This is a genomic window from Pseudoalteromonas luteoviolacea H33-S (genome assembly GCF_001625695.1).
GTDB classification, from domain to species: Bacteria; Pseudomonadota; Gammaproteobacteria; order Enterobacterales; family Alteromonadaceae; genus Pseudoalteromonas; species Pseudoalteromonas luteoviolacea_B.
The window spans coordinates 77165-103832 of record NZ_AUXY01000088.1 but is presented as its reverse complement, the minus strand read 5'-3'; the positions used below and the strand labels follow the sequence as shown (position 1 = coordinate 103832).

General features: G+C 39.0%; 23 protein-coding genes. 10 read left to right on the top strand and 13 right to left on the bottom strand.

Annotated features, from left to right (window positions below):
* Window positions 1-171 precede the first annotated feature (171 nt).
* The 3 genes from N477_RS17765 to N477_RS17755 all read right to left on the bottom strand — a co-directional run bounded on the left by N477_RS17765 (window position 172) and on the right by N477_RS17755 (window position 6025).
* Complete coding sequence (locus N477_RS17765; protein ID WP_063360041.1) at window positions 172-2736, bottom strand: putative bifunctional diguanylate cyclase/phosphodiesterase; 2565 nt, start codon at window positions 2734-2736, stop codon at window positions 172-174.
* Window positions 2737-3009: 273 nt separating this feature from the next.
* On the bottom strand, window positions 3010-4416 hold the full coding sequence (locus tag N477_RS17760) for a YfcC family protein (protein ID WP_063360042.1): 1407 nt from the start codon (window positions 4414-4416) through the stop codon (window positions 3010-3012).
* Window positions 4417-4537: 121 nt separating this feature from the next.
* Window positions 4538-6025: a sensor domain-containing diguanylate cyclase gene (locus N477_RS17755; RefSeq protein ID WP_196760655.1), complete on the bottom strand. Its 1488-nt coding sequence runs from the start codon at window positions 6023-6025 to the stop codon at window positions 4538-4540.
* A 599-nt stretch (window positions 6026-6624) separates the two neighbouring features.
* On the opposite strand from N477_RS17755, the gene N477_RS17745 reads away from it, so the two are divergent.
* The 4 genes from N477_RS17745 (at window position 6625) to yfaE (ending at window position 11303) form a co-directional block, all read left to right on the top strand.
* Window positions 6625-7092, top strand: a complete 468-nt coding sequence (locus N477_RS17745) for a nuclear transport factor 2 family protein (RefSeq protein ID WP_063360045.1) — start codon at window positions 6625-6627, stop codon at window positions 7090-7092.
* Window positions 7093-7273: 181 nt separating this feature from the next.
* Window positions 7274-9268: a hypothetical protein gene (locus N477_RS17740; RefSeq protein ID WP_063360046.1), complete on the top strand. Its 1995-nt coding sequence runs from the start codon at window positions 7274-7276 to the stop codon at window positions 9266-9268.
* A 632-nt stretch (window positions 9269-9900) separates the two neighbouring features.
* A complete protein-coding gene (gene nrdB / locus N477_RS17735; RefSeq protein WP_063360047.1) occupies window positions 9901-11031 on the top strand; it encodes a class Ia ribonucleoside-diphosphate reductase subunit beta in 1131 nt (376 codons plus the stop codon).
* Complete coding sequence (gene yfaE / locus N477_RS17730) at window positions 11031-11303, top strand: class I ribonucleotide reductase maintenance protein YfaE (RefSeq protein ID WP_063360048.1); 273 nt, start codon at window positions 11031-11033, stop codon at window positions 11301-11303. The genes nrdB and yfaE overlap by 1 nt, the downstream gene beginning before the upstream one ends.
* Here yfaE and N477_RS17725 read toward each other — a convergent pair.
* Window positions 11295-11819 (bottom strand): YaeQ family protein, encoded by a 525-nt coding sequence (locus N477_RS17725; protein ID WP_063360049.1) that lies wholly within the window; start codon window positions 11817-11819, stop codon window positions 11295-11297. The two genes, yfaE and N477_RS17725, sit on opposite strands and share 9 nt — an antisense overlap.
* Window positions 11820-11968: 149 nt before the next feature.
* Here N477_RS17725 and N477_RS17720 point away from each other — a divergent pair, with 149 nt between their 5' ends.
* The 3 genes from N477_RS17720 (at window position 11969) to N477_RS17710 (ending at window position 16356) form a co-directional block, all read left to right on the top strand.
* Window positions 11969-14557: a TonB-dependent receptor gene (locus N477_RS17720; protein WP_063360050.1), complete on the top strand. Its 2589-nt coding sequence runs from the start codon at window positions 11969-11971 to the stop codon at window positions 14555-14557.
* Between the two features lie 116 nt (window positions 14558-14673).
* On the top strand, window positions 14674-15303 hold the full coding sequence (locus tag N477_RS17715) for a LysR substrate-binding domain-containing protein (RefSeq protein WP_231098038.1): 630 nt from the start codon (window positions 14674-14676) through the stop codon (window positions 15301-15303).
* Window positions 15304-15528: 225 nt separating this feature from the next.
* On the top strand, window positions 15529-16356 hold the full coding sequence (locus tag N477_RS17710) for a hypothetical protein (RefSeq protein ID WP_155731948.1): 828 nt from the start codon (window positions 15529-15531) through the stop codon (window positions 16354-16356).
* A 95-nt stretch (window positions 16357-16451) separates the two neighbouring features.
* Here the strand turns inward: N477_RS17710 and N477_RS17705 are convergent, their stop codons facing one another.
* The 8 genes from N477_RS17705 to N477_RS17675 form a co-directional block, all read right to left on the bottom strand.
* Window positions 16452-16637 carry a YqaE/Pmp3 family membrane protein gene (locus tag N477_RS17705; RefSeq protein WP_063360053.1) on the bottom strand — a complete coding sequence of 62 codons (186 nt, stop codon included), beginning with the start codon at window positions 16635-16637 and terminating at the stop codon, window positions 16452-16454.
* 426 nt (window positions 16638-17063) lie between these two features.
* A complete protein-coding gene (locus tag N477_RS17700) occupies window positions 17064-18905 on the bottom strand; it encodes a flavin monoamine oxidase family protein (protein ID WP_063360054.1) in 1842 nt (613 codons plus the stop codon).
* The gene (locus tag N477_RS17695) at window positions 18905-20224 is read right to left on the bottom strand and encodes an FAD-dependent oxidoreductase (RefSeq protein ID WP_063360055.1); all 1320 of its coding nucleotides are present in this window, start codon (window positions 20222-20224) and stop codon (window positions 18905-18907) included. The genes N477_RS17700 and N477_RS17695 overlap by 1 nt, the downstream gene beginning before the upstream one ends.
* 351 nt (window positions 20225-20575) lie before the next feature.
* Window positions 20576-20722, bottom strand: coding sequence for a hypothetical protein (locus N477_RS26135; RefSeq protein WP_155731947.1), 147 nt, complete (start codon window positions 20720-20722; stop codon window positions 20576-20578).
* Between the two features lie 331 nt (window positions 20723-21053).
* Window positions 21054-21227: a hypothetical protein gene (locus tag N477_RS26130; RefSeq protein WP_155731946.1), complete on the bottom strand. Its 174-nt coding sequence runs from the start codon at window positions 21225-21227 to the stop codon at window positions 21054-21056.
* Between the two features lie 198 nt (window positions 21228-21425).
* Window positions 21426-22463 (bottom strand): alpha/beta hydrolase family protein, encoded by a 1038-nt coding sequence (locus N477_RS17685; RefSeq protein ID WP_063360057.1) that lies wholly within the window; start codon window positions 22461-22463, stop codon window positions 21426-21428.
* Window positions 22464-22669: 206 nt separating this feature from the next.
* On the bottom strand, window positions 22670-23173 hold the full coding sequence (locus N477_RS17680) for a DUF3887 domain-containing protein (RefSeq protein ID WP_063360058.1): 504 nt from the start codon (window positions 23171-23173) through the stop codon (window positions 22670-22672).
* A 226-nt stretch (window positions 23174-23399) separates the two neighbouring features.
* Complete coding sequence (locus N477_RS17675; protein ID WP_063360059.1) at window positions 23400-23918, bottom strand: Crp/Fnr family transcriptional regulator; 519 nt, start codon at window positions 23916-23918, stop codon at window positions 23400-23402.
* 195 nt (window positions 23919-24113) lie between these two features.
* On the opposite strand from N477_RS17675, the gene N477_RS17670 reads away from it, so the two are divergent.
* The 3 genes from N477_RS17670 to N477_RS17660 are packed head-to-tail and all read left to right on the top strand — an operon-like array spanning window position 24114 to window position 25987.
* Window positions 24114-24848: an SDR family oxidoreductase gene (locus tag N477_RS17670; RefSeq protein ID WP_063360060.1), complete on the top strand. Its 735-nt coding sequence runs from the start codon at window positions 24114-24116 to the stop codon at window positions 24846-24848.
* A 44-nt stretch (window positions 24849-24892) separates the two neighbouring features.
* On the top strand, window positions 24893-25291 hold the full coding sequence (locus tag N477_RS17665) for a DUF2141 domain-containing protein (protein ID WP_196760654.1): 399 nt from the start codon (window positions 24893-24895) through the stop codon (window positions 25289-25291).
* Window positions 25292-25315: 24 nt separating this feature from the next.
* Window positions 25316-25987 carry a TVP38/TMEM64 family protein gene (locus N477_RS17660; RefSeq protein WP_063360062.1) on the top strand — a complete coding sequence of 224 codons (672 nt, stop codon included), beginning with the start codon at window positions 25316-25318 and terminating at the stop codon, window positions 25985-25987.
* Window positions 25988-26026: 39 nt separating this feature from the next.
* Here the strand turns inward: N477_RS17660 and upp are convergent, their stop codons facing one another.
* Window positions 26027-26659 (bottom strand): uracil phosphoribosyltransferase, encoded by a 633-nt coding sequence (gene upp, locus N477_RS17655; protein WP_063360063.1) that lies wholly within the window; start codon window positions 26657-26659, stop codon window positions 26027-26029.
* Window positions 26660-26668 lie beyond the last annotated feature (9 nt).

The window sequence follows — 26668 nt, the reverse complement described above, 5'->3', positions numbered from 1 at the left end:
CTCTCTCCGTTTGACTTGCCCATTAGACAACTTAAATACAGCTTTTTATTTATATAATTGTATTTAATGACACCAAGCATTCAAATTAAGATCAAACCGGACAGATTTAAAACGGTCAATTTTCAATCCATTAAAACCCAGATAAATCAGGTTTTAATGGATTGAATGTTTTTATATCCTGTTAGAACTTAAATTCAACAAATCAAACTCAATAGCGCTTTCACCGTTAAACTCTTCTAAAAGATGTATGCAAGCACCGATTGGTCTTGCCGGGCTATAGTAATATCCTTGGATATGATCGCACCCGAGTTCATTTAGTACACTCAGCTGCGTTTCACTTTCAACTCCTTCAGCAATTACTTTGATCCCCAATTGCTTTGCCATATCAACTAAGCAAGAAATCATGATCTGCTTGCTTTTATCTTGCAGCAGACTATCAACAAAGGATTTATCAATTTTCAAGTAGTCTACTTGGTTTTCAATTAAGTGACTCAAAGACGAGTAACCGGTGCAGAAATCATCTAACGCAATTTTTACCCCCTTTTCCCGTAATTCTGCGAGTAGCTTCCACGTATAGTGATTAGTCGCCATCGACTCAGTCACTTCGACAGTCAAGCTATTAAAAGGAATATTGGCGTTTTCGATAGCTTCAGTTATTAAATCAAACTGATTGTTGCTCACTTTAAATTCATTCACAGATCTGTTCACCGATATGCTCACATCACTGTAGCCCAATGAATGAATTTTATTTAAATCCTGACACGCTTTTTTAAGCACAAAGTGCCCTATTTGCTGGATTAAACCGAACTCTTCAGCAATCGGTATAAATGCGCCTGGTGATATCATACCTTGCTCATCGTCAAACCAGCGAACGAGCGCCTCAAACTTAACAATCTTACCTGTTGATTGATCAACAATTGGCTGGTAATACACATTAAGCAACTCGTGCTTAATTGCATTTCTTAGTTTGTCTCTAAGCGCAATCTTATTGAGATAAGCATTTTGTATCTCTTGATTGTGCAGCGCTATATTGCCTCTATTTGTCTTTTTTGCACTTTCTAGCGCGTGTGCAGCATTGCGAATAAACTTAGCTGCGGTAATGCGTTTGCGATAATCTAGCTGTGCAACTCCAATACTCGCTGTCAGCTCTATGGCTAATTCATTATAAACATAAGGCTGTTTAAGTTTGTCACAAAGCTTAGAAGCAATATCATAGGCGCTTTGTTCATTGGTCGCATCTAGCAAAATTGCAAACTCATCCCCACCATAGCGTGCGATTGTATCAGCGCGCCTCAAGCCATTTTTTAAACGCCTTGCGACTGAAATAAGCACCTTATCACCAATTTCAGGACCATAAATATCATTTACTTCTTTAAAGTGATCCAGGCCGATAAACAAAAGAGAACAAGGCTGCAATGTACTGCGATTTTCGGAAATTCGAGACTCGAGAACATCCATAAAACAACGGCGGTTAATCAATGCCGTTAGAGGTTCATGATTAGCATAAAATGTTAACTGCGCTTCGTTGCGTTTCCAATCAGTGATGTCACGAAATATCGCAACATAATTTACGATTTCATCGTCTTCGTCTCTAACAATATTAAGCGTTAGCTCTTCGGGGAAGATTTGCCCGTTTTTTCTGCGGTTATAAATCTCACCTTTCCAAGTCCCGTCTTTACTCAGCACTGCCCACATTTTTTCGTAAAATTCTTCACTGTGTTTACCTGAAGATAACACCGAGGGGTTTCTTCCTAGAAGTTCAGTATCAGAGTACCCAGTCAAACGCTCAAACGCTCTGTTAACCATCACGATACGGTTTTTGTGATCGGTTATCATGATGGCTTCCGTAGCATGTTCGAACACCACATTGGTCAGTTCAAGCTGCTTATTAAGCGCGTAAATATATGAAATATCTTGCACGGACGCACAAAAAATACGTTCATCTTCTTGCTCGTCGGAACGCTCAATATGCCCTATAACTCTAAACAACCCTTTAAACTGACTTCTGTCTCGATGAGAAACGTTAATATCAATATGGTTTATCTGCCCATTTCTGAGCTTTTGCATCAGGACTCTGAGTGCTTTCTGATCTTTGCTTTTTAAACTCTCACAAAACAACTCAAAATCAATTTCTTGATCAGGCGCGTTGATGAGAGTTTGCATCTCTTGACTAAAGTTATGGATATTCCTACTGATGTTCCAAGACCAAGAACTAAGTCTTGCAATACGCTCACCTTTTGCAAGCTGCTTAACTAAAATCTCTTGTGAAGTAAGCTCTAAATTATGATTAAGCTCTGCACCCACCAGCAAACTCAGCTCTCTAAACCAATGTTTGTCGTCGTTCGATATTTCTATTTTTTCATCAAACAAGCAAACCATGATACCGATAGGCTTATGGTTCAACGCCCTAAGCGTTACACCAAGGTAACCGTCAATATCAAATATTTTTAAAATCTCATCTTCAGCATACATTTGCTGTAAGTTACAGCTAATAGAGCACACAGTTTGGCTGTCTTTCGCGTCTTTGCAAGGCGTCCCTTCAAGATCATAAATGATGTAATTGGACTTTTCTCCATTGACAGAGTACGCCACTGTCTTAACTCGCGTATCTGAATCAATGAATTTACCTATTAAACAATGAGCTGGTTTAAACTTCTCGTAAATCAAGTTTAGTGCCAATTCGTAACGTGCTTCGCTACTTGGCAAATTATAAAAAGTACTGAATGATAGCGTCATCGTTTAACAATCTTTTAATAATTATAGTTATTAATATGAACCGGAATTAATACAATTAGCAATGATAGATAATTAATATTTTAAGATATGAAGATAGATCAATAAAATATCAATAACAAGATTAATAAATATATATTCAACAATATTTCAACCTTTTAATACCCATTTTACCAAATATGGATACAAACATATTATTTTTCGAATAAAAATACCAATTAAAACGCAAAAAAAAACCGTCTTATTAAGACGGTTTTTAATTAATAAAAATTAAATTTATTCAATAATTGGTTGCACATCTAAGCCATAACCAAAGCTTACTGCAAGTATCAATACGATTGATGCTGCTAGCAATAGCTTACCAATCAATGGCAAACAGAATCTGAACCAGTGTGTATATGGTACGCCGGCCATACCAAGAATACCCATCAATACTGCGTTAGTTGGAATAATCATATTCGAGAAACCATCACCGAATTGATACGCTAATACTGCGACTTGACGTGGCACACCAACAAGATCACCAACCGGTACCATCAGAGGCATAGTGACATAAGCTTGACCAGAGCCAGAAGGAATAAATGTATTTAAGAAGGTTTGAATCACTAACATGCCCACTGCCGAAATTTCTGCAGCAACATGAGATAGCGGAGAAGACAAACTGTAAACCAGAGTATGAAGAATTTGACCATCTTCAAGGATAAGCGCGATACCGCGTGCTACACCGATTAATACAGCCGTTGTTACAAGCTCAGAAACACCATCGATAAAGCGCTCTGCAGTCTCGTCAGCTGATAGTTTACCGATAACCGCTATCACAACACCCCAAGCGACAAATAAGCCACCTAGTTCGTAAAGATACCAGCCTTTAGTGGCTATTCCCCATACAGCAATACATAAAGTAACTATAAAACTAAATAGCACAGCTTGGTGACGACCATTAAGTTTAGGGTAATTTGGTTTAGCTTGACCTTCAAGAGGACAAGGCACACCAATCATCATTGATTTGCTTGGGTCGTTTGATACTTTCTTAGCATAGCTCCACACATGGTGAAATCCGATTAATACGAAAGGAACAAAAATAGCCAATCTAAGCTCAATACCAGAATAAACAGGGATATCTGCGATTTGTTGTGCAATAAGAACAGTAAATGGGTTAAATGCTGATACACCATAGCCAATGCCGTAACCAGCTACGATCATGCCGACAGCTGTCATTGCATCAAGCTTCATCGCCTTACACAGTGCAACTAAAATCAGCACAAATGGAATGTATTCACCAGCAGTTCCGATTGTGCTTGATGCCAATGCAAAACAAAAAACAACCATAAAAATAAGACGCTGTGGCTTAGTACCATGCTTTTCTAACAAACGACCTATCAATGCATCAACGGTACCTGTTGCACGAGCAATACTCAGTACACCACCTACGATTAATACGAAGAAAATAACATCTTGTGCTTGCGCAAATGCTTTAGGAATTGCAGTTAGAAGGTCCCAAGGAGTTAGAAACTCTTTTTGCTCAACGAGCTGATAAGTACCAGCGACAACCATTTGTCTGCCGCTTTCAGTTACGCTTGTTTCAAAAAAGCCCTGAGGTACCACCCATGTGGCTAACAGGGCAACCACCATCATGCCGAGTAACAGCACGAGCGTATGTGGTACTTTCAAAGTCTGTCCCATTTACTACTCCAAATCAATAATTTTATAATTTGGCGCGCATATTACCCACATTTAAGACAAAGATCATTGTCTAAGCTAAAAGTTTGTAAATGATTAGCTGTTTTATGTACAAAAAGACCATTTAGGCAGCTTCTAAGCAGCAACTTTTATTTCTTCCGCTTTGCTTAGCTTGATATAGCGCTTTGTCAGCCATTTCAATTACCTTATCTATTTGCATTGAATTATTTGGCCACTGGGATACACCGATAGACACCGTCACTCTGATCCCATTAGGCATAATGTGATTTGATATCAAGGTTCTCAACCTTTCAGCTGTGATCATGGCTTGTGAAAGAGATTCGTTGGGCATAAAAATTAAAAACTCTTCCCCACCTACCCGACAGCAAAAATCATCGGCTCTTGCATTTTGAATCATTAATTTCGCCAGTTCTTTTAGTACTTTATCGCCTGTGCAGTGACCATGACTATCATTGATTGATTTAAAGTGGTCAATATCAATTGCCAGCACAGAAAACCCCACTTTAAATTTAATCGTATTTTCGAGCCATAGATCCAATGAAAGTCTATTGTGTAAAGCAGTAAGCTTGTCAGTCTTTCTATCCGCATCAAGTGCTCTAATCACTTGCCGAACCGCACGGTGACTCTGTAATAAAGCACATTTAAGATTGGCAACCTCATAATACCATGCACTGACTCCAGCACCGGATACGTTTTTATTTTCTACAACTGTTAGCTGCTTTGCCAATACAGTCAGTGGTCTAGCAATTAAAAAACCTACGACGAAAACCCATCCTAGAATCACAATAGTAAAAGGTACGCTGGAATAAACGACTGACCTATGTGTAATTGCAAGTTGATTCAAAATTGAAATAAGTGGCCTTTGACTAACAACTCCCCATCCAGTCATTGGAATAGCAGCAAAGCCGGCGATCATGTGTTTGTCACTACTATTTACCAACTCCATCGCACCTGTTTGACCGTTTAAAACGCGATCAATTACAACATTATTAGATACTTGCTCTCCAATTCTATCTGGATCAGGGTGATACAAAATACGATGTGCTTTATCTACCACGTAAGAATATGAACCATCTGCATAGTGATGTCTTCCAAGCAGTCGATTAAGAATAGTATCACCATGGAGATAAATGCCCCCAGCAACAAAGCCAAGATACTGACCCTGACCATCAAAAAGCGGATACGTTGGGCTGATCATCAAATTGCCAGCTGGAGACACAAAAGGATCAAGAACGACGGGCTTTTGCAACATTACTTTATGTAGTTGCTGTGAAGAGATTGACTGGCCTAGCACCGGCAGTTCAGGACGCACAGCTATGATTTGCCCATCAGCACTCGCCACAACCAAAGAGTCAAAGCTATTCGTTTGCGATAACAAACGTTCCAATTCAGCATTAACTAGCGATGTATCATCAATATTCTCGGCGATATGGAATGCACTAACATTTAACTGACTATTCACAGATTGCAAAAAGAGCTGTGTAACCTCTGCAAGTTTTGTTGCATAAGTTTGGTTTGCATGTAAGGTGTCTTTAATAAACGCCTCTTTATGAACTTGATAGCTGGCGAACAGCGTATTTAATAGCGACAATACGACACCGCAAGTTGCCAAAGCTAATATTAGTTTTTTTAAATCGATTCTCAGAATGTGTCTTAGCACGCATAGTAATTTTCTTTTAGCCATATACCGTCATATGTTTTCCCTGCTCTAGCTGTATTTTAAAACCCTAATACTGGTAAAAAATTAACCTAGGTCAAGAAGCAAATCATTAATACAACTTTCATATTAATCCTTTAGTTTGAGTAACTTTCTTATCCAATAATAGAAACCAAAATCTATTCCTGTTGATAACAGCGACTTAGGTGAACAGGCAGAATAAAACGTTCCAAAAGCATGGTTTGTGTTCTATTTTCACTTTATAATATCGACTTAAATTTAGTTTAGGTTTATTTAATGGGTAAAAAGAGAAAATCCAACCCCTTAGTTACACACTTCACCATTGCGGCGGTTGTACTCGCTTTTTTGTGGTTAATAACTGAGGATAAGGATGTATTAGTACTCGGCAATTCTTTGGTATTGGTGTATGTTGTGTACGCACTCGCTTCCAGGTTTGTCGCTACGAAGAAAAAAAGCAAACATTCTTCGAAATAACGAAAAGAAGGAAGCAAACAAAAATAACAAGGAAACTTATGAAACAGCTCTGTGCCATTCCCTTTGTGTTTTTAACCGCTTGTACAATTACTAAACCAATTGAGCAGTCGACATATCAGCTTTGTGAACAAACGTTATACCAATATACTGAAATTAGAGATAAAGGCACGACAGAGCAATACGTCAGTTTATTTACTGAAAACGCAACCTTTAATGTAGAAAGACTGAATATCTCCCTCTCCGGCCATCAAGCACTTGCTTCAAGGTTTGAATCAGCCAGAAAAACAAAAAAATCCATTCACCTTATGACTAGCAGCCGAATCTTTTTAGATGAAGATTCAAACCTTAACGCGAATTCTAACTTCATTCTATACCTAAAAAACAAAAATAATGACAGTGATACAACGGTCATAGCTGGTCGCTACCTTGATAAACTCTCGGTGACAGAAAGTGCCTGTAAATTCAGCCACCGTGAAGTGATCGTGGATAGAATTGACACACTCTAACGACATGTTTTTTTCACATTGCTTCTAAAATAGCAAATTTGGGCTACATTCTATTAAGCTATTGGATCGCGTATTCAACATTAGCTGGAAGCGAGCATGGGTATCAAACAATAATTACAAGGAATTGACTGGTTGGTAGATGCAATAGCAAAACTGTTTTAATAACCTTGTAGGCATTGCTATGAACATGTATAAACCATTCCAAGGATTATGCTTGGGTTTGGCATTATTATCGTTGTCTGGCTGTTTAGATAATGATGATGACGATCCAGTCACTAATCCTACCCCTGTAGATCAAAGCACCAAAGTCACGGTCACCCCATCACTCGGTTTGATAAAAAATGCGGATGTCCAATTACTAACATTGGCAAATAAACAAGCAGTAGAAGGTGCGACCGGCTCAACCGGAGAAGATGGAACGGCAACCATCACTGTACCTAGCGGTACAACTGGCCCTTTCATTGTCGAAGTAAAACCAACCAGCGAGTCTGAGTATTTCGATGAATCCAAAGGCCAATTTTTGCCGCTGCCGTCGACCACAACATTACGTGCAGTAATGGCATCATTGCAAGAGCAAGTCGGTGTCACCACCTTAACTGAGATCGCGGCTAACTCGATAATCTCTGCAAATGTGGTCGATGCAGACTCTGTGAATGCAGTCAACGAGCAAATTAAAAATGCGTTAGCGCCAGCACTTGATAACATTTTACAGGCACCGCAGCTGGTATCAGAAAACGTGGCAGGTTCTATTAACAATGACCAAGCAGGTATTTACGCAACAACGCTTGCAGGGCTTGCTAAACTAGGTGCCACTCAAGACAATCCCGCGATTGCAATTTTAAACAGTTTAAAAGCTGATTTTCTAGATAACGTACTGGATGGAAAAGTAGGCGATCAAGTATTTGAAAATCCAGTTTACAATGCAGACACCTTTGTATCAGATTTATCTAGCCAAATTAGCGCATATGCCAGTAGCTTCGGCGTAGAGGCGCTCTCAGCCGATGTAAATGGAATATTCTCTTTAGATAGCATCAAGAAAACACTAGAGGGTCTAGAGGAAATATTAAAAGATCTAAACTTAGATGATATTTCATTTGATTTTATACCTGGTGGCCTCATACCGGGTGGCGATGATGATGATGATAACGACGATCAAGGCAATGATGATACTGTTCCGACTTTGACCATTACAGGAACCTCAACTACCGCAGGCGTTTCTGTCAATTTGCCTGAGATCAAACTAGAAAATGTCCCAGCGCCAAACCCTGAAGATTTAGACGCAATAGAGAAACAAATTAAAACTCAAATCGAGTCTCAAGGTATTACAGTTTCAGACTTTTCATTCAAACTCGTTAGCACAGATGAAAGCAAGCTTGTTGTCAGTGTTCAATACACAATCTCTACACAAGGCGTCACTTCAACATCAGATCTAACTTACACTTGGACACCGGGTTATTCTGGCGGTGATGATTCTGATGACAGTAGTGACATGCTGCCTGACGCACTGAAGGGCAAATCCTTTACACTTACTTTTGCAATGAGCGCTAGTGGTGCGTCATATAACGATGGACAAGTTGTACAATTTACTTTCTCTAGTTCTGGCGCCCTATTTATTGATCCTAACCCTGATGCGAATGACGGCTCAGAAATTCAAATCAATGAGTTTGAAAAAGTCGGGGCTGAGTATATTTATAAAGACGAGCAAAATGGCTTTAAATACGCAGTATCAGTATTAAATGAGAAGTTTCATGAAGTAAATTTAAGCACGCTTGAAAGTGTTTTCTTAGGCCAATTCACAGAGAAATCTACAGACGGTCAAATAGAAAATCTTGAGCTAATTACTGGGTTTGCAAATACTTATTCAGTGACTGGAACTGGACATAGTCGAGGTACTGTGGTTATTGAATCTAATGGTACAATCGATTTCGATACGAGTGTCAGTTATGACTCATCTATGATAGTTGCCATTTTTGACAGACGCAGAGGGACTGATGGCACAGTTTTAGATGAGCCAAGAATTCAAGTCAATTACGGTGCCGATGATGATGGCCCTGTCATTATGCTTTTCCTTAATGAAAATTTAGATTCTATAAAGATGATCAGATACCGTCATATTAATGAAGATATGCAAGTTGATGTAACAGTTGGGACACCTACCGGCGGGTCCGGAGGTTAGAGTTACCCGATAGTTGCTTGGTGGACAAAATGCTTTTACGCATTTAGTCCACCAAGAACTTCCCTTTACCGAACAAGGAATGAGACTGAAGTGTTAAAGCTTCTAGAACGGGACCCATCTTTTGTCAATGACCAATTTGAGCCAAATTATAACCTCCATTAATTCTTTACTACCTCGTAAAAATTTCAAATGAATAAAAGTAGATTAGAATTAGGGTGAACACACAAATGAAAATTTACATTTCTCATTTTATCGATAAAAATCTGTGTGCAAGGAAAATTAGAAAACAATGAAGGAGTTCATTTAAACAATTGTAATAAAAGATAAAATAATAATAAAACCGAATATTATGATACTTTATTACACTCAACAAGACTCTTTTGTCAAGACGCTAAAGTGTCAATTGTCTGAAATATATTTGCGGTGAAAAATCTATTTCTGTGATACATTCGTATATTGAAAAAACACTCTGGGTTTGATGACGTGAAGTGAGTAGATTCCATTTTGGGCGCAGGGTCTAAACACACGCTTTAGTGTGGTTTTGACCACTTCAAGTCATGATAAATTGTAAACTTTTCCGCGGTTATAGCTATGGCAATAGCCGCTAAATATTTTGGTGTCGAGTATTATTTATGTCGTATTCTACGTTTAACAGAAAACATAATGACCAACTAAAAGAGCCAATGTTCTTTGGCCAATCTGTTAATGTATCTCGCTATGATCAGCAGAAATATCCAATTTTTGAGAAGCTAATTGAAAAGCAATTGTCTTTCTTTTGGCGTCCAGAAGAAGTCGATGTAAGTAAAGACAGATTAGACTTTCAGGCATTGCCTGAGCATGAAAAGCACATCTTTTTAAGTAATTTAAAATACCAAACGCTGTTAGACAGCGTTCAAGGTCGCTCACCGAATGTTGCGTTATTACCAATAGTTTCAATTCCTGAATTGGAAACATGGATCGAAACATGGGCGTTCAGTGAAACGATCCACAGCCGCTCGTACACACACATCATAAGGAACGTGACTAAACAGCCAGAAGTTATTTTTGATGATATCGTAGAAAATGAAAAGATCAGTGAGCGTGCAGATTCGGTCACTAAATACTACGACGAGTTAATCGAGAAAGTATCTATCTACAACATGTATGGTGAAGGTAAACATCAAATCAACGGCGAAACAGTTCACATCAACTTATTTGAACTTAAAAAGTTGCTTTACCTTTGCATCATGTCAGTCAATATTCTTGAAGCTATTCGCTTCTACGTCAGTTTTGCTTGTTCTTTTGCATTTGCTGAGCGTGAGCTTATGGAAGGTAACGCCAAAATCATTAAGCTAATCGCTCGTGATGAAGCACTTCACTTGTCTGGTACTCAGCATATCCTCAATATTATGCAAGAAGGCAAAGACGACCCTGAAATGTCAATTGTTGCAGCTCAATGTGAGCAAGAAGCGATTAAGATGTTTGTCGAAGCTGCTGAGCAAGAAAAAGAATGGGCAGAATATTTGTTTAAAGACGGCTCAATGATCGGGTTAAACAAAGACATCTTATGCCAGTACGTCGAGTACATCACAAACGTGCGTATGACTGCTGTCGGTCTACCTGCTCAGTTTGAGAATAAGAGTAACCCAATCCCTTGGATCAATGCATGGTTAGTATCTGATAACGTTCAGGTTGCGCCACAAGAAGCAGAGATCAGTTCATACTTAGTAGGTCAAATCGATGCTGAAGTCAGCGCTTCAGACTTTGGTGATTTCGACCTGTAATGGAAGAAAGGCCAGAACTGAAGATTTCAATTGAAGACCATGATGAGCCGCTTAAATTTGCGGCTCAGTCACCTTCTCTACTATGCACTCTAGAACAAAACAATATCGATATTCCTTACCAATGCCGTGAAGGCTATTGCGGTGCGTGCCGAGCCAAGCTTGTTGAAGGCCAAGTTACTTACAATCAGGAACCATTGGCATTTGTAAGGGATGGAGAGGTTTTACTATGTTGCTCGAAGCCAATTACAGATGTTGTCATCAAGCTAACTTAATCGAACAACATCACTTTGAAAATAATCGTCGCCATTACTGATACTGATGGCGCCGTCTTCAATAATTACATCCCAATGCAAACTACGTGTCAGTGCATCCACCAGCTCATCAACAAAACGCGATTCAATCGCAAAAATTTTTAGGTTGTGAAAAGCAACTAGATGAGGCTTTAACTCGTCGAACCATTGCTCGTTATGGGTGTTAAAAATAATGAGTTTACTGTAAAGACGCGCGTATTTCTGAAGTTCACTCAAATCTGGACTTGCAACAAAAAGCGCGTTTTCTATTTCGCCACTTTCGAGCTCGTGCCAAACATCTGGGTGGTGCTTTTCTCTGCTATTTAACCAACGAACCTCATTTTTATATGACAAAGCACAGTAAGCGATCAGCTTTAGTACAAAATGCTGCAACGTCTCCGTCTTTTGAAGCGCAGCTGTAAAAGTCTCAAGATGATTAGCTTGATGAAATAAATCTGCAATTTTCAATCTTACTTTGAAGACAAATGGCCCTGTCATCTTTGCGCCCTATAAACGTTTTATTATTTTAAATATAGGAACAGACAATCATAATTCAAATATAAAGTTATAGTATAACATCATTGTTTTATATATTTTGCAGTGTTATATTATTACACGTTCACAATCACATACAGAAAAGAAGTACAATGTTTAAACAATCTTTGATTTCTCTGAGTGTCAGCGCAGTAATGCTGTCAACATCAGCGTTTGCTGGTGAGTTAAGCGGCAAAGTAGTTGATAACAACAACCTCCCTATTAGCAACGCGAATGTTCACCTACACGGTAAGTCTCAAACTATCAAAACAGATGACAATGGTAACTTTACTATTGCAGTAGATGCAGCGTCTGAGCTTCACGTTTCCAAAAACAACTTTATCGATCAACGTTTAGACGTAAACCCTGATTCTCCTTTTGTTACTGTTACACTGACACCAAGCTCTATTGAAAGCATCGTCGTATATGCTTCAGCGCTTCATAAAAGTAACATGGAGATGGCATCACCTGTAACAGTGTTAAGTGGTGATAAATTAAAGAATTCAGCAAAACCAACTCTTGGTGAGACATTAAAAGATCTACCTGGTATCAATGCAAGCTACTTTGGCCCTGTGTCGTCAAGCCCAATCATCCGTGGCTTAGATGGCCCTCGTGTAAAAATCACTCAAAATGGATTAGATAGCAGTGATGCCTCTCGCATCGGCCCTGACCACGCAAATACTAACGACGCATTGAGCGCAGAACAAATCGAAGTACTTCGTGGCCCAGCTACCCTATTGTACGGCTCAGGTGCAATCGGCGGTGTTGTAAACGTTGTTGATAACCGTATTCCAACAGATGTTGTTGAAGCGCCTCAAGGTGCTGTTGATTACAGCCATGATACAAATTCAAATACCAATACAGTCGCTGCACTATTCGAAGCTGGCCATAACGGCTTCAACTTCCACTTTGATGGCGTTAAGCGCAAAGGCGGTGACTATGAAACTCCAAGTTTCAAGTTACCTGGTGATCATGATGAACACCACGAAGATGAGCATGATCACGACCATGAAGAACATGGCCATGACGAGCATGAAGGTGAGGAGCACACAGCTGAATACGCAGAAAAAGTAGATAATACGTTTATCGACTCTGAAGTATTTAACATTGGCACAAGCTATGTCACTGACCATATAACTGTCGGCTTCTCTTACGGTAGCATCGAGACAGATTATGGTATCCCTGCACACAGTCATGACCACGGACATGACCACGGACATGACCATGATCACGGGCACGACCATGATGAGCATGATCATGATGAACATGGCCACGACGAGCACGGTCATGATGAGCACGACCACGACGACCATGGTGATGAAGATGCACACGGTCACGACGAAGAAAACCACAATGTGTTTGCACGCGTAAAACAAGATCGTTGGCAAGCATTATTTAACTATGCCCTTCATAACAACTGGCTTGAATCGATCCAAGTACGCGCTGGTTACACTGATTATGAACATGCTGAAATTGAAGCTGGCATGGTTGGCACAGTATTCAAAAATGAAACTACTGAGCTAAGAACTAACTTCGAACACCGTATCGGTGAGTGGCATGGTATTTTTGGTTACCACTACTCTGACAGCGACTATGAAGCAGAGGGCGCAGAAGCATTTACGCCAGCAACTAACACAACGACACATGCGTTTTACGTATTAGAAGAGCGTGAGTTTGGTGACTTTACTTTAGAGTTAGGTGCGCGTGTTGAAAACTATGAGCTAACTAGCCGCATTACTGAAACACATATTGGCCATGAAGATGATCATGACGAGCATGGTCACGATGAGCACGACCATGACCACGACCACGACCACGGCCATGAAGAGACATTAGTTAAAACGACTCAAATCTCAGATTACACGCTTGATATGACGAATGTGAGTGCATCTGTAGGTGGTGTTTATACTTATGCGCCAGGTCACAATGTTGCTGTAAGTCTTTCACGTTCAGAGCGTGCACCACTTACTGCTGAGCTACTATCTAACGGCCTTCACATTGCAACAAGCACATATGAACTAGGTCTTGGCTATCACATTGAAGGCACAGAAATTCATTTTGAACCAACAGACATCGAAAAAGAAACTGCGACTAACTTAGACATTAGTTTCCGTCGTTTCATCGGTGACTTCGGTTACACTTTGAACTTCTTCTATAACGATATTGCGGGTTTCTACTATCAAGAAAAAACGAACTACTTCTTCACATCTGAACACGGATTAGAGGTTGCAGATCATGAGCACGAAGGTGCGCGTGATGTTTATCAGTTCGTTAGTCAAGATGCAGAATTATACGGCTTAGAATTCGACGTTCATTACCAAATTAACGACGTCAACCGCGTTAAAATCTTTGGTGACCACCTACGCGCTAAGCTAGACAATAGCCAAAACCTACCGCGTATTCCTAGCAACAAGCTTGGTATCAACTACGGATATGAAAAAGGTCCTTTCTCAGCGGATATGACAATTACCCGTTACCTAGAGCAAGACGAAATCACATCGTATGAGACAGTGACCAAGGGCTACACACTTGTAGATGCAAGCATGAGCTACGACTTTGCAGTTCAAGGTATCGATATGGTTGGTTACCTAAATTTAGAAAACTTGACGGACGAACTAGGCTTTGTGCATAGCTCATTCATCAAGGATCAGGCGCCTCTACCTGGGCGCAATGTTAAGCTTGGGGTCAGAGCTTACTTCTAACCAGTTCCTTTCTTTTATAGAGACCCAAAATGCTGTCCTTCGGGGCAGCATTTTTATTTTAAACGCTTTCCTTGTCTTTTGACTCTTCGTTCTTCTTTTCATAAACCTGTGCTATCTTGCCCATACCAGCAGTCGGTGTAAGTGAAGGTAATGTAAGTCAGTTATTTGTTGGGTCCATGATGTCAATTTGGGACATTGTTTTACAAGATTGGCTACAAAAAATTGATAGGAACTTAGATGATGTTCAACTTCATATTCAAAATTACTCTCCTTTGGAATTAAGAAAGCAGCTGCTAGCAAGGTTAATAGACATCGCATTCATATTCGAACCCCCTTACATTGAAGAAATCGTGACGGAAAAAGTCAGTACAGTACCGTTACAACTAGTATCAACCCAGCAAAATTTAGAGGTAGACCAAATCAAAAGCATAATCCAAGTTGATTATGGCGAGGCTGTGAATAGTCAATTTGTCCGTGATTTTTGCGAAAACACGGCGATTAAACACACCATGAGTCAGCCAAGAATCGCGTTAAACTTCATCACCGAAGCGGGTGGTACGGCTTACCTACCAAAACAAATGTGCTTTGACTTGATACGCAAGAAAAAACTTTTTTTGGTCGAAAAACCCCCTACTTATACTAGAGAAATTTTTGCTATGTACTTGGCAAAAAGTAACAAGACAGAACTTATCAAAGACTCTTTGATGCTTTTTCCATATTTACGAAATTTACCTCTATCATGGTGATAAATTTTATTTATCATACAAACTTATCATATAAATTTACTTTTCAAAAAAGATAAAAATTTAATTAGTGATCGAATTAAAAAGAACATAAAAAAATGAAAAAAGTAGGACTTAAAAGCGAAAATAACGATAGGATTTGAAAATTATCTCTATATTTGCCATGATAAAAGGCAATAAAACATTAGAGCTCTAATTAAAAGACTCAATGAAGTTAGTTCAGGTAAAATGAGAAAAAATTCGATGGATGTAGATAGCATATTGGAATTTAATACAGTTAACAGACTCACGTCCGCCAACTTGATCAATTCCAGTCTAAAAGAACACACTATAGACTCAATTGAGCAAGAAACGCATAAACACTGTAATACTAAAATTAGCTATATCATCAACGAATCTCAGTTTGGCCTGTTTTCAAATAAAGATTATCAAATAGAAGCAGCCGTCCCTAGCTATTGCGGTTCACATGATGCTTTGTACATCGCAAAATACTTTGACACAACAAGAGCACAAGAAGTGGGTAAGTTAGAGCACGATTCTGTTTTGGATGTGATTACATCAGCGCCCAATGAACATGATGTGATACCGTCGGGTTTGTCTATGATTCGATTTGCTCAACACAATGATGCAATGGATATCGCTAAATTACAATTTAGTACCAACTGCCATTATACAGCCTTTAATCAAGGCGAACGGGCGATTATTGACGATATGCAACAAGGCAATGATTATCTTGTATTTGAATTTTTAGATAATATAGTCGCGTACGTGAGGGTTACATATCTTTCTCATGGCAATGTCGCCAATATTTCAAACATAGTCATTGCTGATCATCTCGATACGTTAGATGTAAAAAGAGACCTAATCACGCTCACAAAGTCACATTTAAAATCCTTAGGTATCGTTTTGCTTCAGTCAAATTGTTTATCTGACAATTACGACAAAAACAAAATACTCCATCAGGCCGGGTTCAATTTCTCAGGCCGGCTAATAAACCAAAGATATCAGCATGGTGAGCTACTATCTGTCAATGTTTGGTCAACACCGCTTACCTAAGCCCGGGCTCATAATTGAGACTTATGAAGTTCGGGAGAATCAATGGGCTAACCATGTAGCATTAGCACATTATTAGCTCATTGATTGAATTTGGATCACTCACCCGATTTATTGGTAACAACAAGCCATATAGCGTGGATCATTCCTGGTAGGCCACCAAGTAGAGTCAACACAATATTGATAAAAAAGTGCAGACTGAAGCCGACTTGCAAAAATGCACCAATAGGCGGAAGGAAAATTGCAAAAATTAAGTTTAAGATACTTACATTACTTGAGCTCATATTCACTCTCTATCTTTTGTATACCAAAAAAATGCTAGATCAAACTAGCTGTGCGGACTTCTTTGAATATATTCTAGTAACTGATTGCCTTTATTGGCCCATTAGACCTAAAGAACAGTACAAAAATGAGTTGCAGACAGCTACGATTTAAAGATAGCTCATAAACACAAAACCGTTAAACTACAGAACCATAAAAATTACGTTTAATAAACATTTATCAATACCAAAATACTGGTTTTTAATTCAATCCCCATATCGTGTGGCTTTTCTATCTGAGCACTCTAATAGCCAAATTAAACCTGCATTTATAGTACTAATAAGGACAAAAGCTAAAATCTGGTGCTAACAAAGGTGAATAACACCAGATGTTTACAGCGCTCTTAATTAAGAGACTGAATACGCTCACTTCAAACAATGCACTTGAAATTACATCCTAATATCACAAGTACCGCAAATTAGAGGGTAATCCTGTGGATCCGTTGCTATTGTTTCAACATTTAAAAAGTCCACTAGCACTGACTCTGCAGTACAAAAAGCACCTTCAATCCATGCTTGATCATTTGAAAACGCGGAGCCAATGATAAACACATTCGGCGATTTATCCATACCTGCCAGCAATTCCGGTGTACGTATATCTTGCATGACATTGCAAATATTATAGTGCGATGCCCAAGCATGATAGCCAGCGCCAAATGGGTTATGCCCCCAGTCCATAAAAGTGGTTTCTAATGGTTTAGGGATCACTTTTGGATCTACATGGTCATTACCATAATGCAATCTAGCTAGTTGTAACCTAAGCATTTTTTGCATTGCATTAGTCGCTTTTTTAGCACCTATGAGTGGCTGAATATCTGTGCTAGGTGCAACCGTATGCTGCTTATCGATTGACCACTCCAACTCACGCCAGAAATTCGTGAAACGCATATCATCATATGATGCCAAAATACCATATACAGGCTTCGCACTTTGATCGGCTGCGTTATTACCAAAATAGTAAACCTGTCTAATCGGTAAATCAGTGATTGTCGGCCCATATGTTTGCGTTTGCGTGTTAATTTTAGGCTTAAATGGCAGTGCATTATCTTCCCACCAGGGTTTATCAAAAAACATCGCAGCTTTAAAGGAAGGTTGCTCAATGACAGACTCTAAGTAATTAGCCACATTGGTTTGATTTAAAAAGTTAACTCGATCACACTCTTCTGGCAAGTACCTAGTGGCAGCAGCAACCGCCTTGATAGCATGAGGCGGCATTGCCAAAAATGCATAATCAGTTTCTTTTACATCACCATCGGGCACATCTGGTTGACACGCAGTAGCAGTATAATACTGTGTTTTACCAGACGTGTTCCAGATCGAATGTAATCGAGTAGATTTCGTTATTTTGAAATCAACGCCTTTACTTTCTGCAAGAGCAGAGCACATTTTGTATAAACGTACAAACAGAGATGACATGCCTGTTTTCAAGGTTTTGAATTTACCGCCGGGTGCAAACTCGCCGTTATAAACAGCCGCATCCGCAGCATTCCAATTTATCACATTAGAGCTGTAGCCATTGGCATCAGCAGCATATTGATACCCTTCGTTATATGCTTGGTCATACAAAATATTCCAGTAACCAATATTGCTTACTAAATCGCCTGGCTTGTACACATATGACTCAAACCCATCGGGTAGCTCTCCTGATGCGTAAAACTCACACTGCTGGACTCTATTTGTCGCCTTTTTAGTTACAATTGAATTTGATACACTCCCGATTAAATCATCTGCTGGTGCAGCATTTGCAGGTACACTGACCGTTTCAACTACATTAAACTGATTACCAACTTTGACGTCAGCCTTTATATCAACACATGTATTGGTATCATATGGAGCTCTGTTATAGAAGTTGATTTCACTTTGGTACATGTGCTGACCACGTACAAATAAAAGCGGATCATCAGTCGTATTAAAAGGGGCTTTTTGACAGTCAAGACCCAGTTTGCGAATAGTCGTCGTTACAAGCTGATGCCCTTCTTTGTTTTTGTCATCCCACTCGATAAAACGCATTCCGCCAACTTCGATATAAGATTGCGTGCTGTCATTTTTATAGTGATGAGTACAGATACGGCCTGCAGGTAAACGCGTTCCTTCTCCATTTTGTGCATAATCGTAATCTCCCCACTCAACTATTTCGAGTTGCTCACCTTTTGTTACTTTACCGCTATCCAATAAACGCCAAGCTGTATATAAACCTGATGGCCCACCACCAAAAATTGTGTACTTTTTCATTATTTTAATTCCTTTTTTGCAGAGACCGCCTCACAAGTTGTTTGCCAGTCAATTGCGAAATGATTGCGGGATATATTAAACACCCGTTCGCCTTCACTATACTTAAATCTCTCGAGATCAGGGTTTTGCAGCATTTTGATGATCATATCTCCCATAATTGGGATAAACTTCCCTGCCCAACCGGCTGTGTATGTCACTATATTCTTAGAGTTTGGCTGCTCTTCAGGTAAGTAATCCAAGAAAAACTCAGGTTGCTCTTCAACGTCAGGGGCATTACACAGTGCAATTAGACAAGTAGAAGTGTGCTGAGGTGTTGGGTCAAGACCTGGCATAAACTGCTCTACCCACGAGGAAGCAATATCTAAAGACTTCTCTGAGGGTGCCAGTCGACGTTCACTGGGATCGTAAATAATTTTATAATCAGGAAAATCAGTTGCGACTCTCACATATCCTGGATTCGCCCAATTTAACTCAGGGAAACCATAAAGGAGTGAATTGGTTGCGCTCTCTTCTTGCTCTGGATGATCTTTTGGTTTTGATTGAAATGCAAACCAGGAAGGAAAATGAGCATGCTCATCGATTTTTTTAAAATAAGCAGACGCCATCTGCCAAATTAAAATCGGCACTGACAAGCCCAAAGTGCTCACCGTGTCGTTCACATAAGCACCTGTCGTAATAGCGAGCTTTGCCCCTTGATAAAAAGACAAGGTTTCTGGGCCTTGTCCACTGCGTTGAGTGAAGACTTTTATACAGCTCTGTTCACTGTTATCTATATTGACAACACTTTCCCACTCTTTAAATGTAACCTTACCTGTTGCAAGCGCTGCGTTATAAAGTACCTGCTCTGTTTCTTTCACATTGATGGTGCCACCGTCTTTTTGAAAAAAACCATAGTATTCAGTTGGTAACTTTTTAAAACTGGCCTTCTTTTCGATAGCTTTTGCATCTTCCAAAGATTCATATGGAATACCAAGGGTATCCATTGTGTCTTTGGCCTTATCAATCCCGCCCTCTTGAGTGCCAGAAATATTCTGACCAAACCATAAACTCCCTTGTTTCCCAACTAAAGGCACACTTGTTGAGCGCTGTAAATCATGCCAAAACGGCTGCGATGACAAGCAAAGTTGCGACATATAATCTTGTTCATATTGCAACCGGAACTGTCTTGAATACCCAGCTGAGCTTCCAAGGTTATTAAAGTAACTAAACTTTTCAATTACCAGAGTTTTAAGGCCCTGTTTTGCGCCATGATAAGCAGTAGATAGGCCAATTGGACCGCCACCTATTACGATGAGGTCATATTTTGTATTTGTGTTCATTAAGCACTCCTTTTTAGATTTTCACTCTAAATTAGAATGCGCCTGTTATGTATTACAAACCCTTACATGATACAGAATTTGTTGTATTTATAAGTCGAGGAATAGGAGTTCTTATATTAATTTAAGGGGATACGATTCATTAAATCAAAGAATTGAAAGCATCTAAAGAACATAACTATAGCTAAGCGCTGCTACCAGCATTACACGAAGTGATACATTATAAATAACTGATAGGAAAATAAAAAACTGAATATAAAATTAGAAAGTTCTACTACGAGGTAAGTTTAGTAGTGAAATTGAAGTGCTGAAAATGCAGGTAAACCATATAGGGCACTTTCTGTGCCCTATTCGTTAATTACGCGGAACACAAGGATATACTGGGAAAACCGTCGGTGGTGGATGGCTTACACCAGCAGCGATCAATGGCGTCTGCTCTACACCCACTTCTTTTTGGCTATTTAAGCTTTTTAAATTCTTTTTACTTAGTTGTAACTTCATAATGCTTCCTTTGCAGGTTAATAGATACTCTTTTTATTTATCACAGAAAGTACCAAAAGTGTAAATTTAGACCAATCAATGATTAAAATTAAAACATCATTGTTTAATCATTTTTCTCCACAAGACCTCTAAAACGTATTTATTTTTATCTCTATAACTAGATTCAAGAAACTGCTTGGCCTTGTATGTAGTTAACGACATAAATAAACTCAAAAATATATATTCAGTACTTGAATATCAAAATAACTCGTGGATTTTTTAAATGAAATAGACTTTCACAATATATAACTAGCCATATAGGGCACTCAATGTGCCCTATTCATTAACGGTATTAACGTGGACGACAAGTATCAACTGGGTAAAACGAAAAATACGGACAGCCCTTCTGTACTGCAGTAGGAGGGATAGCAGAACCACCACCAGCAATCAATGGTGTTTGCTCTACTCCAACATCTTTTTGGTTAGTTAAACTTTTAAGAGTCTTTTTACTTAAGTGTAATTTCATAACGCTTCCTTTACTGTTTAAATAATAGTCAATACTATTTGTTACACAAAGTAATGCAGGTGTAAATTGAAAGAAATTAATGTTGTAACCAAAGAGTAACATTAGGTTTTAGCTCTTTGATTTATTCAGGCCTTTAAAAATATTATTTTCAACACAGTATGATTGCTAATATACGTGGTCATTTATACCTGTCGCATCTTAATTTTTACCTGTTTTTGTCTGCAAATTTATCCACTCAACCATGGTTTCTATAGCACCATGTGAGAAATGGCTCTTTTTAATAGAAAACAATGCATCCAGTGGTAATTCTGGTTTCATTAGACCATGTGTCGCATTGCTGATGGTTACTTGCTCTAGACTCGCATTAGGCTGGTCTGAATTTGCAAATACATATTCAAATTCAACCTTGCTATGCTCAATATCAACATGAACATCGCTATCACCATACATTGCAAACATAGGTACGTTAAGTTTACTAAAACCTTCGGATACATCTGCGTCTATGTTTTTTCGAACAAAGTTAAACCGCGCTTCATTTTCTAACGGTTCTGACATGAAAGGGTCTTGATGCAAAGACGCTGCAAGATAGTTATCGTAACCCGCTTTGATTAACTGGTACTCCTGATCACTCAATTTGTTAATACGCTCTAAAGCTGTTGCGTCATCAGCATCAATTTTTCCTTCATCGACCAAACGGATCCACATACTATATTGACTCTGAGATAACCAATTAGCAGCACCACCAACAAGAACCATAAACTTAATTTCGGTTTCACTGTGTAAATTAGCGAATACCCAACTTGCTTGGCTAAAACCAATCACACCAATCTGATTTTGTTGATAGCCTGTGGCTCGAAGATAAGCAATGGCATCTTGCACCTCTAAAGCTCTATCTTGCATAGATTGAGATAGCCAATCGCCACCTGAATTACCTACCCCAGGTTTATCCCACGAAAAGGTTGCAATCTTTTGCTCATTTAAAGCATCAATAATGGGTAGATAAAAACTATTTGCGGTACTGTCCATATCTCCATCCCCGTGAACAAAAATGACGATAGGATCAGATTCTGAATGCAGCTTGGGTTTGTAGAGTCGAGCGGATAATTGGTTATCGAGTGAATCAAATGTATGTGTTGTATACGGATTTTCGCTGAAGTCTAATTTATTGTTACAGGCAGATAATACAGATACAAAGGTACACGCAAATAAAAGGCTGACAAATTTATTCTGAAGCATGACTGATAGTTTCCTTAACTGATAAAGTCAATGAAACTATAAATGCATTTTATGTGAGAAACTGTGAGTAGTCGTAATAATGAACAAAGTTCTTAATCAGCTATTGTAAGATTAATAAGCTCTTCTTTTGCCTGCTTTAGGTAATGCTTGATACGGCACAGTAATTAAAGCACATAACTGGTTTTAGCTATGTGCTTATAAGCATCTTAGCTGTTTGAGTTACCATGCAGGAAAATGCCGTATATTTGATAAGAATTAGAGTCAAGAGCAACTGTAATTTTAAGATTACCTACGCTACCAAATGTGCTCTTTTCAGATAAGCTCACTGTGTAATTTAGCACATAAACCGTAGTGCTACCTTGTTGGCCTGAAAACTCAGCGAAACTATATGTACCCTGCTCTATTTTGTCGAACAACCTAACTAATTTAGAGAACTCTTCATCCATTTTTTCTTTCGATATTTGTGACTTTGCAACTGGACCAAACATATTGTATAAAGCATCAAAATCATGCGCATTAAAGTGCTCTATGAAGGTATTTAAAATATCTTCTCTAACTTGCTCAGTAATAAACGATGGAAGTTCATGTTTAGATGCTTCCTCATAAGGCTTAACATTATCGGCCGTCACTGAGTTTTTTGTACCAAACCATATCGTTGCGATTAGGTTGGCAATTAACAACAAAATTATAACTTTACTTGAATTATTCACTTTACTTCCTTAAACGCTTAATCGTCTTAACAGCATAAATACAAAGCTTAAGAACAGATTTTTCCAAGGGGAAAGTGTCATTTTTATTAATTGACACTGCATATATTTATATGTGCAATTTTAGCAAGAATGATTTTGTTGAAAAAGAGCGAATGTCTATTTAATCCTTTCAATGACTCAAGCATTCAACCACTGCTACCAAACTTAGCAGTACACTGCCCACCTGTTATTTGTGTTTAATTCGACTCAATGCAACAGGCGTGATCCCTAAATACTTAGCAATATCATTTTGAGTAAGCTTTTTAACGAGCTCTGGTTGGTCTTTGCATAAAGTCTCAAACCGCTCAGTTGCGGACAAGGTGAGTAACTCATACTCTCTGCGCTCTTTTTTGAGTGATAAGGACAATAAAATTTGGATAAACTCTTGAGAGATAGAAATGGACTTTTTGCTTAACGCTAATAATTCATTAAAAGGCACTTGAACAAGTTCACAGCGCGACAAAGCCTCTAAACTAAAAGTGCTTGGGACTTTGCAATGCGCTGCATTTAGACTACCAATAATGGTGCCAGCTTGAATAAATGATTTAATGGTTTCTTTTCCATCGGCCGTGATATAAAAAGCCTTTAATAACCCGCTTTTTACCAAGTACACATAGTCACACAATTCACCTTGAGCGAAAACTTGCTTCCCCTTTTCAATCTCAAGGGGAATACCATTTTTCGCTATGTAATTTTGTAGTTCCATTTCGCATCCTTTATTTTATTGTACGAAACTATAAACACTTGAGATCTAAAACTTTAGTTATTTATGAATATATAGAACAAGCTCTGATTGAATTAGTTTTAGTTTAAATTATTCTGTGATTTTTAACATAGGTTAATGCCCCACAAAAAGTCCTCCTTTAAAGTATCAAGCAGATTCACCACTGGAGATACAAACGTGAACTTAGTGAATAAAGTAATCGTGATAACAGGCGGAACGTCCGGCATTGGCCGTCAAATTGTCGAGCAGCTGCAAGCCCAAAATACCATTATTGTCGTTGCCAGAAACAGCGACCGACTTGAACAACTCAATATGAGATATAAAAACGTCACATGTTTTCCTGCAGACCTTTCTGATCCCGGAAGTTATAAACCGTTGTCAGAGCGCATACAAGCTGAATTCCCCCGCGTTGATGTATTAATCAATAACGCGGCTATACAAAACGAGCCATTTTTCACAGATCCTGATTTCGAGTACGAGAAAATTACACGGGAAATCAATGTGAACTTTACAGCAGTCTGTGCACTATCCTATTTATTGATCCCTGCACTTAATAGCAACGAAGCCCAATCTATTATATTAAATATCAATTCTGGGCTGTCTTTTGTCGCTAAAAAAAGTGCTAGCGTCTATTGCGCCTCAAAAGCAGCCATCAACCTTTTTTCACAAAGTTTAAGCTACCAATTAGAGAATACAAATATCAAGGTATTACAGGCATTTATTCCTTTAGTAGACACCCCTATGACCCAAGGCCGAGGTGAAAATAAGATGTCAGCCGAGTGCGCTGCCAAGTCAATTCTTAAAGGGTTAAAGCAGCAAAACCCCCAGAATGATATCGGCAAAATTAAAGTTTTAAGGATTTTAAATGCCCTGACACCCAGCCTGGCTAAACGACTCTTGAAAGGATCTTAATGACCATGTGCAAACTATATAAATCAATCATTTTTGGAGTACTTATGATAACTACTGAAGCCGCAATCGCTACAAGCGTACAAGTGAAAATTAACGGTATAGATACCAGGCGACCAGGACAAATCATGGTGATGTTGTTTGAAGATAATGGCTTTCCTGTCAAACACAAACAAGCACTCCAAACTCAGTTTCACAGTCCTGAAAGTAAATCACTAACCGTCGAATTTACAACTGCTAAAGCAGAGATTGCAATCAAAGTACTACATGATGAAGACAACTCGCAAACTACTTCGAAAAATTGGACTGGTCTCATTCCGTCTGAAGGACTTGGCTTTTCCAATGGTGCAAAAATTAGTTGGCGCGGGCCACCCAAGTTTAAAGACGCAAAACTTTCATTGGCTGACATTAACACGCCAATTTCAATCTCTATAAAATACCCATAATCTCTAACGACGGAACTGTTTTGTATGAAATCACTTTTAAAAATGATGCTGATATTATTTTGCTTTTTCGCATCGACCTTTATTGTTCTCAAAATAAGCGGTGTCCTCAGTATCAACGACATCAAAACTTGGCTTAACGCAGCAAAAGAGCTGAATGTGTACTTAGTTGCACTCATTGTGATTGGGCTACTTTTTTTAGATTTATTCATCGCCGTACCCACACTCACACTTATTTTATTAGCTGGTTTTTTTCTGGGTCCCTATGTGGGCGGACTCAGTGGTATTATTGGCCTGATGCTCGCTGGTACAACAGGTTATGCGATTAGCTATAAGTTTGGCAACAAGCTGTTTGATACGCTTGTTAAAGACCCAAACGAGAGAGCCAGTGCCATCGCACTATTTCAAAAGCGAGGTCCGGTAGTGATCTTACTTTCAAGAGCGACACCAATATTGCCAGAGATTTCAGCATGTATGGCTGGGGTGACCAAAATGCCATTTAAAGAGTTTATTATTTATTGGATGATGAGCACTATACCCTACGCGTGTATTGCAGCGTATGCAGGTTCAATCAGTACATTAGAAAACCCCAAACCTGCTATTTATGCAGCGATTGGGTTAACTGGGTTTTTCTGGATATGTTGGTGGATGTTCAATAAGCAAACACGTAAAGTTAAAGCCGCGTCGTCCCACTCTTAAAGAGAAGGCTGGCAAACTCAATTTCGCCAGCCACATCTATTAAGCTTGAGTGCCAAATATTTTATCGCCTGCATCACCTAGGCCAGGCACTATATAACCATTTTCGTTCAAATGACTATCTAGTGCAGCCGTATAAACGTCGACATCTGGGTGCGCTTTTTCGACCGCTTCGACACCTTCAGGTGCTGCAACTAACACAATGGCTGTAATGTTTTTACAGCCAGACTTTTTAAGTAAATCAATTGTCGCGATGAGTGATCCGCCTGTAGCAAGCATAGGATCGACAACCAAAGCCCTTCTTGATTCTAGGTTACCCACTAATTTCTCAAAATATGAGACTGGCTCCAGTGTTTCTTCATTCCTCTGTAATCCAACAACACTGATTTTTGCAGCGGGTAACAACTGCATCACGCCATCTAACATACCAAGGCCAGCTCTTAGAATTGGCACAAGTGTGATTTTTTTGCCTTTAATTTCTTGTACGTCTAAATCTTCACCAGTCCAACTTTTTATCGTCGTTGTTTCCGTTGGTAAATCTCTTGTCGCTTCGTAAGTAAGCAAGTTGCCAACTTCCGACACCAGCTCACGAAACTTTTTGGTAGAAATACCATGCTCTCGCAATAAGCCTATTTTGTGTTGTAATAACGGGTGTTCAACAACATGAAGTGCCATAACTTGCCT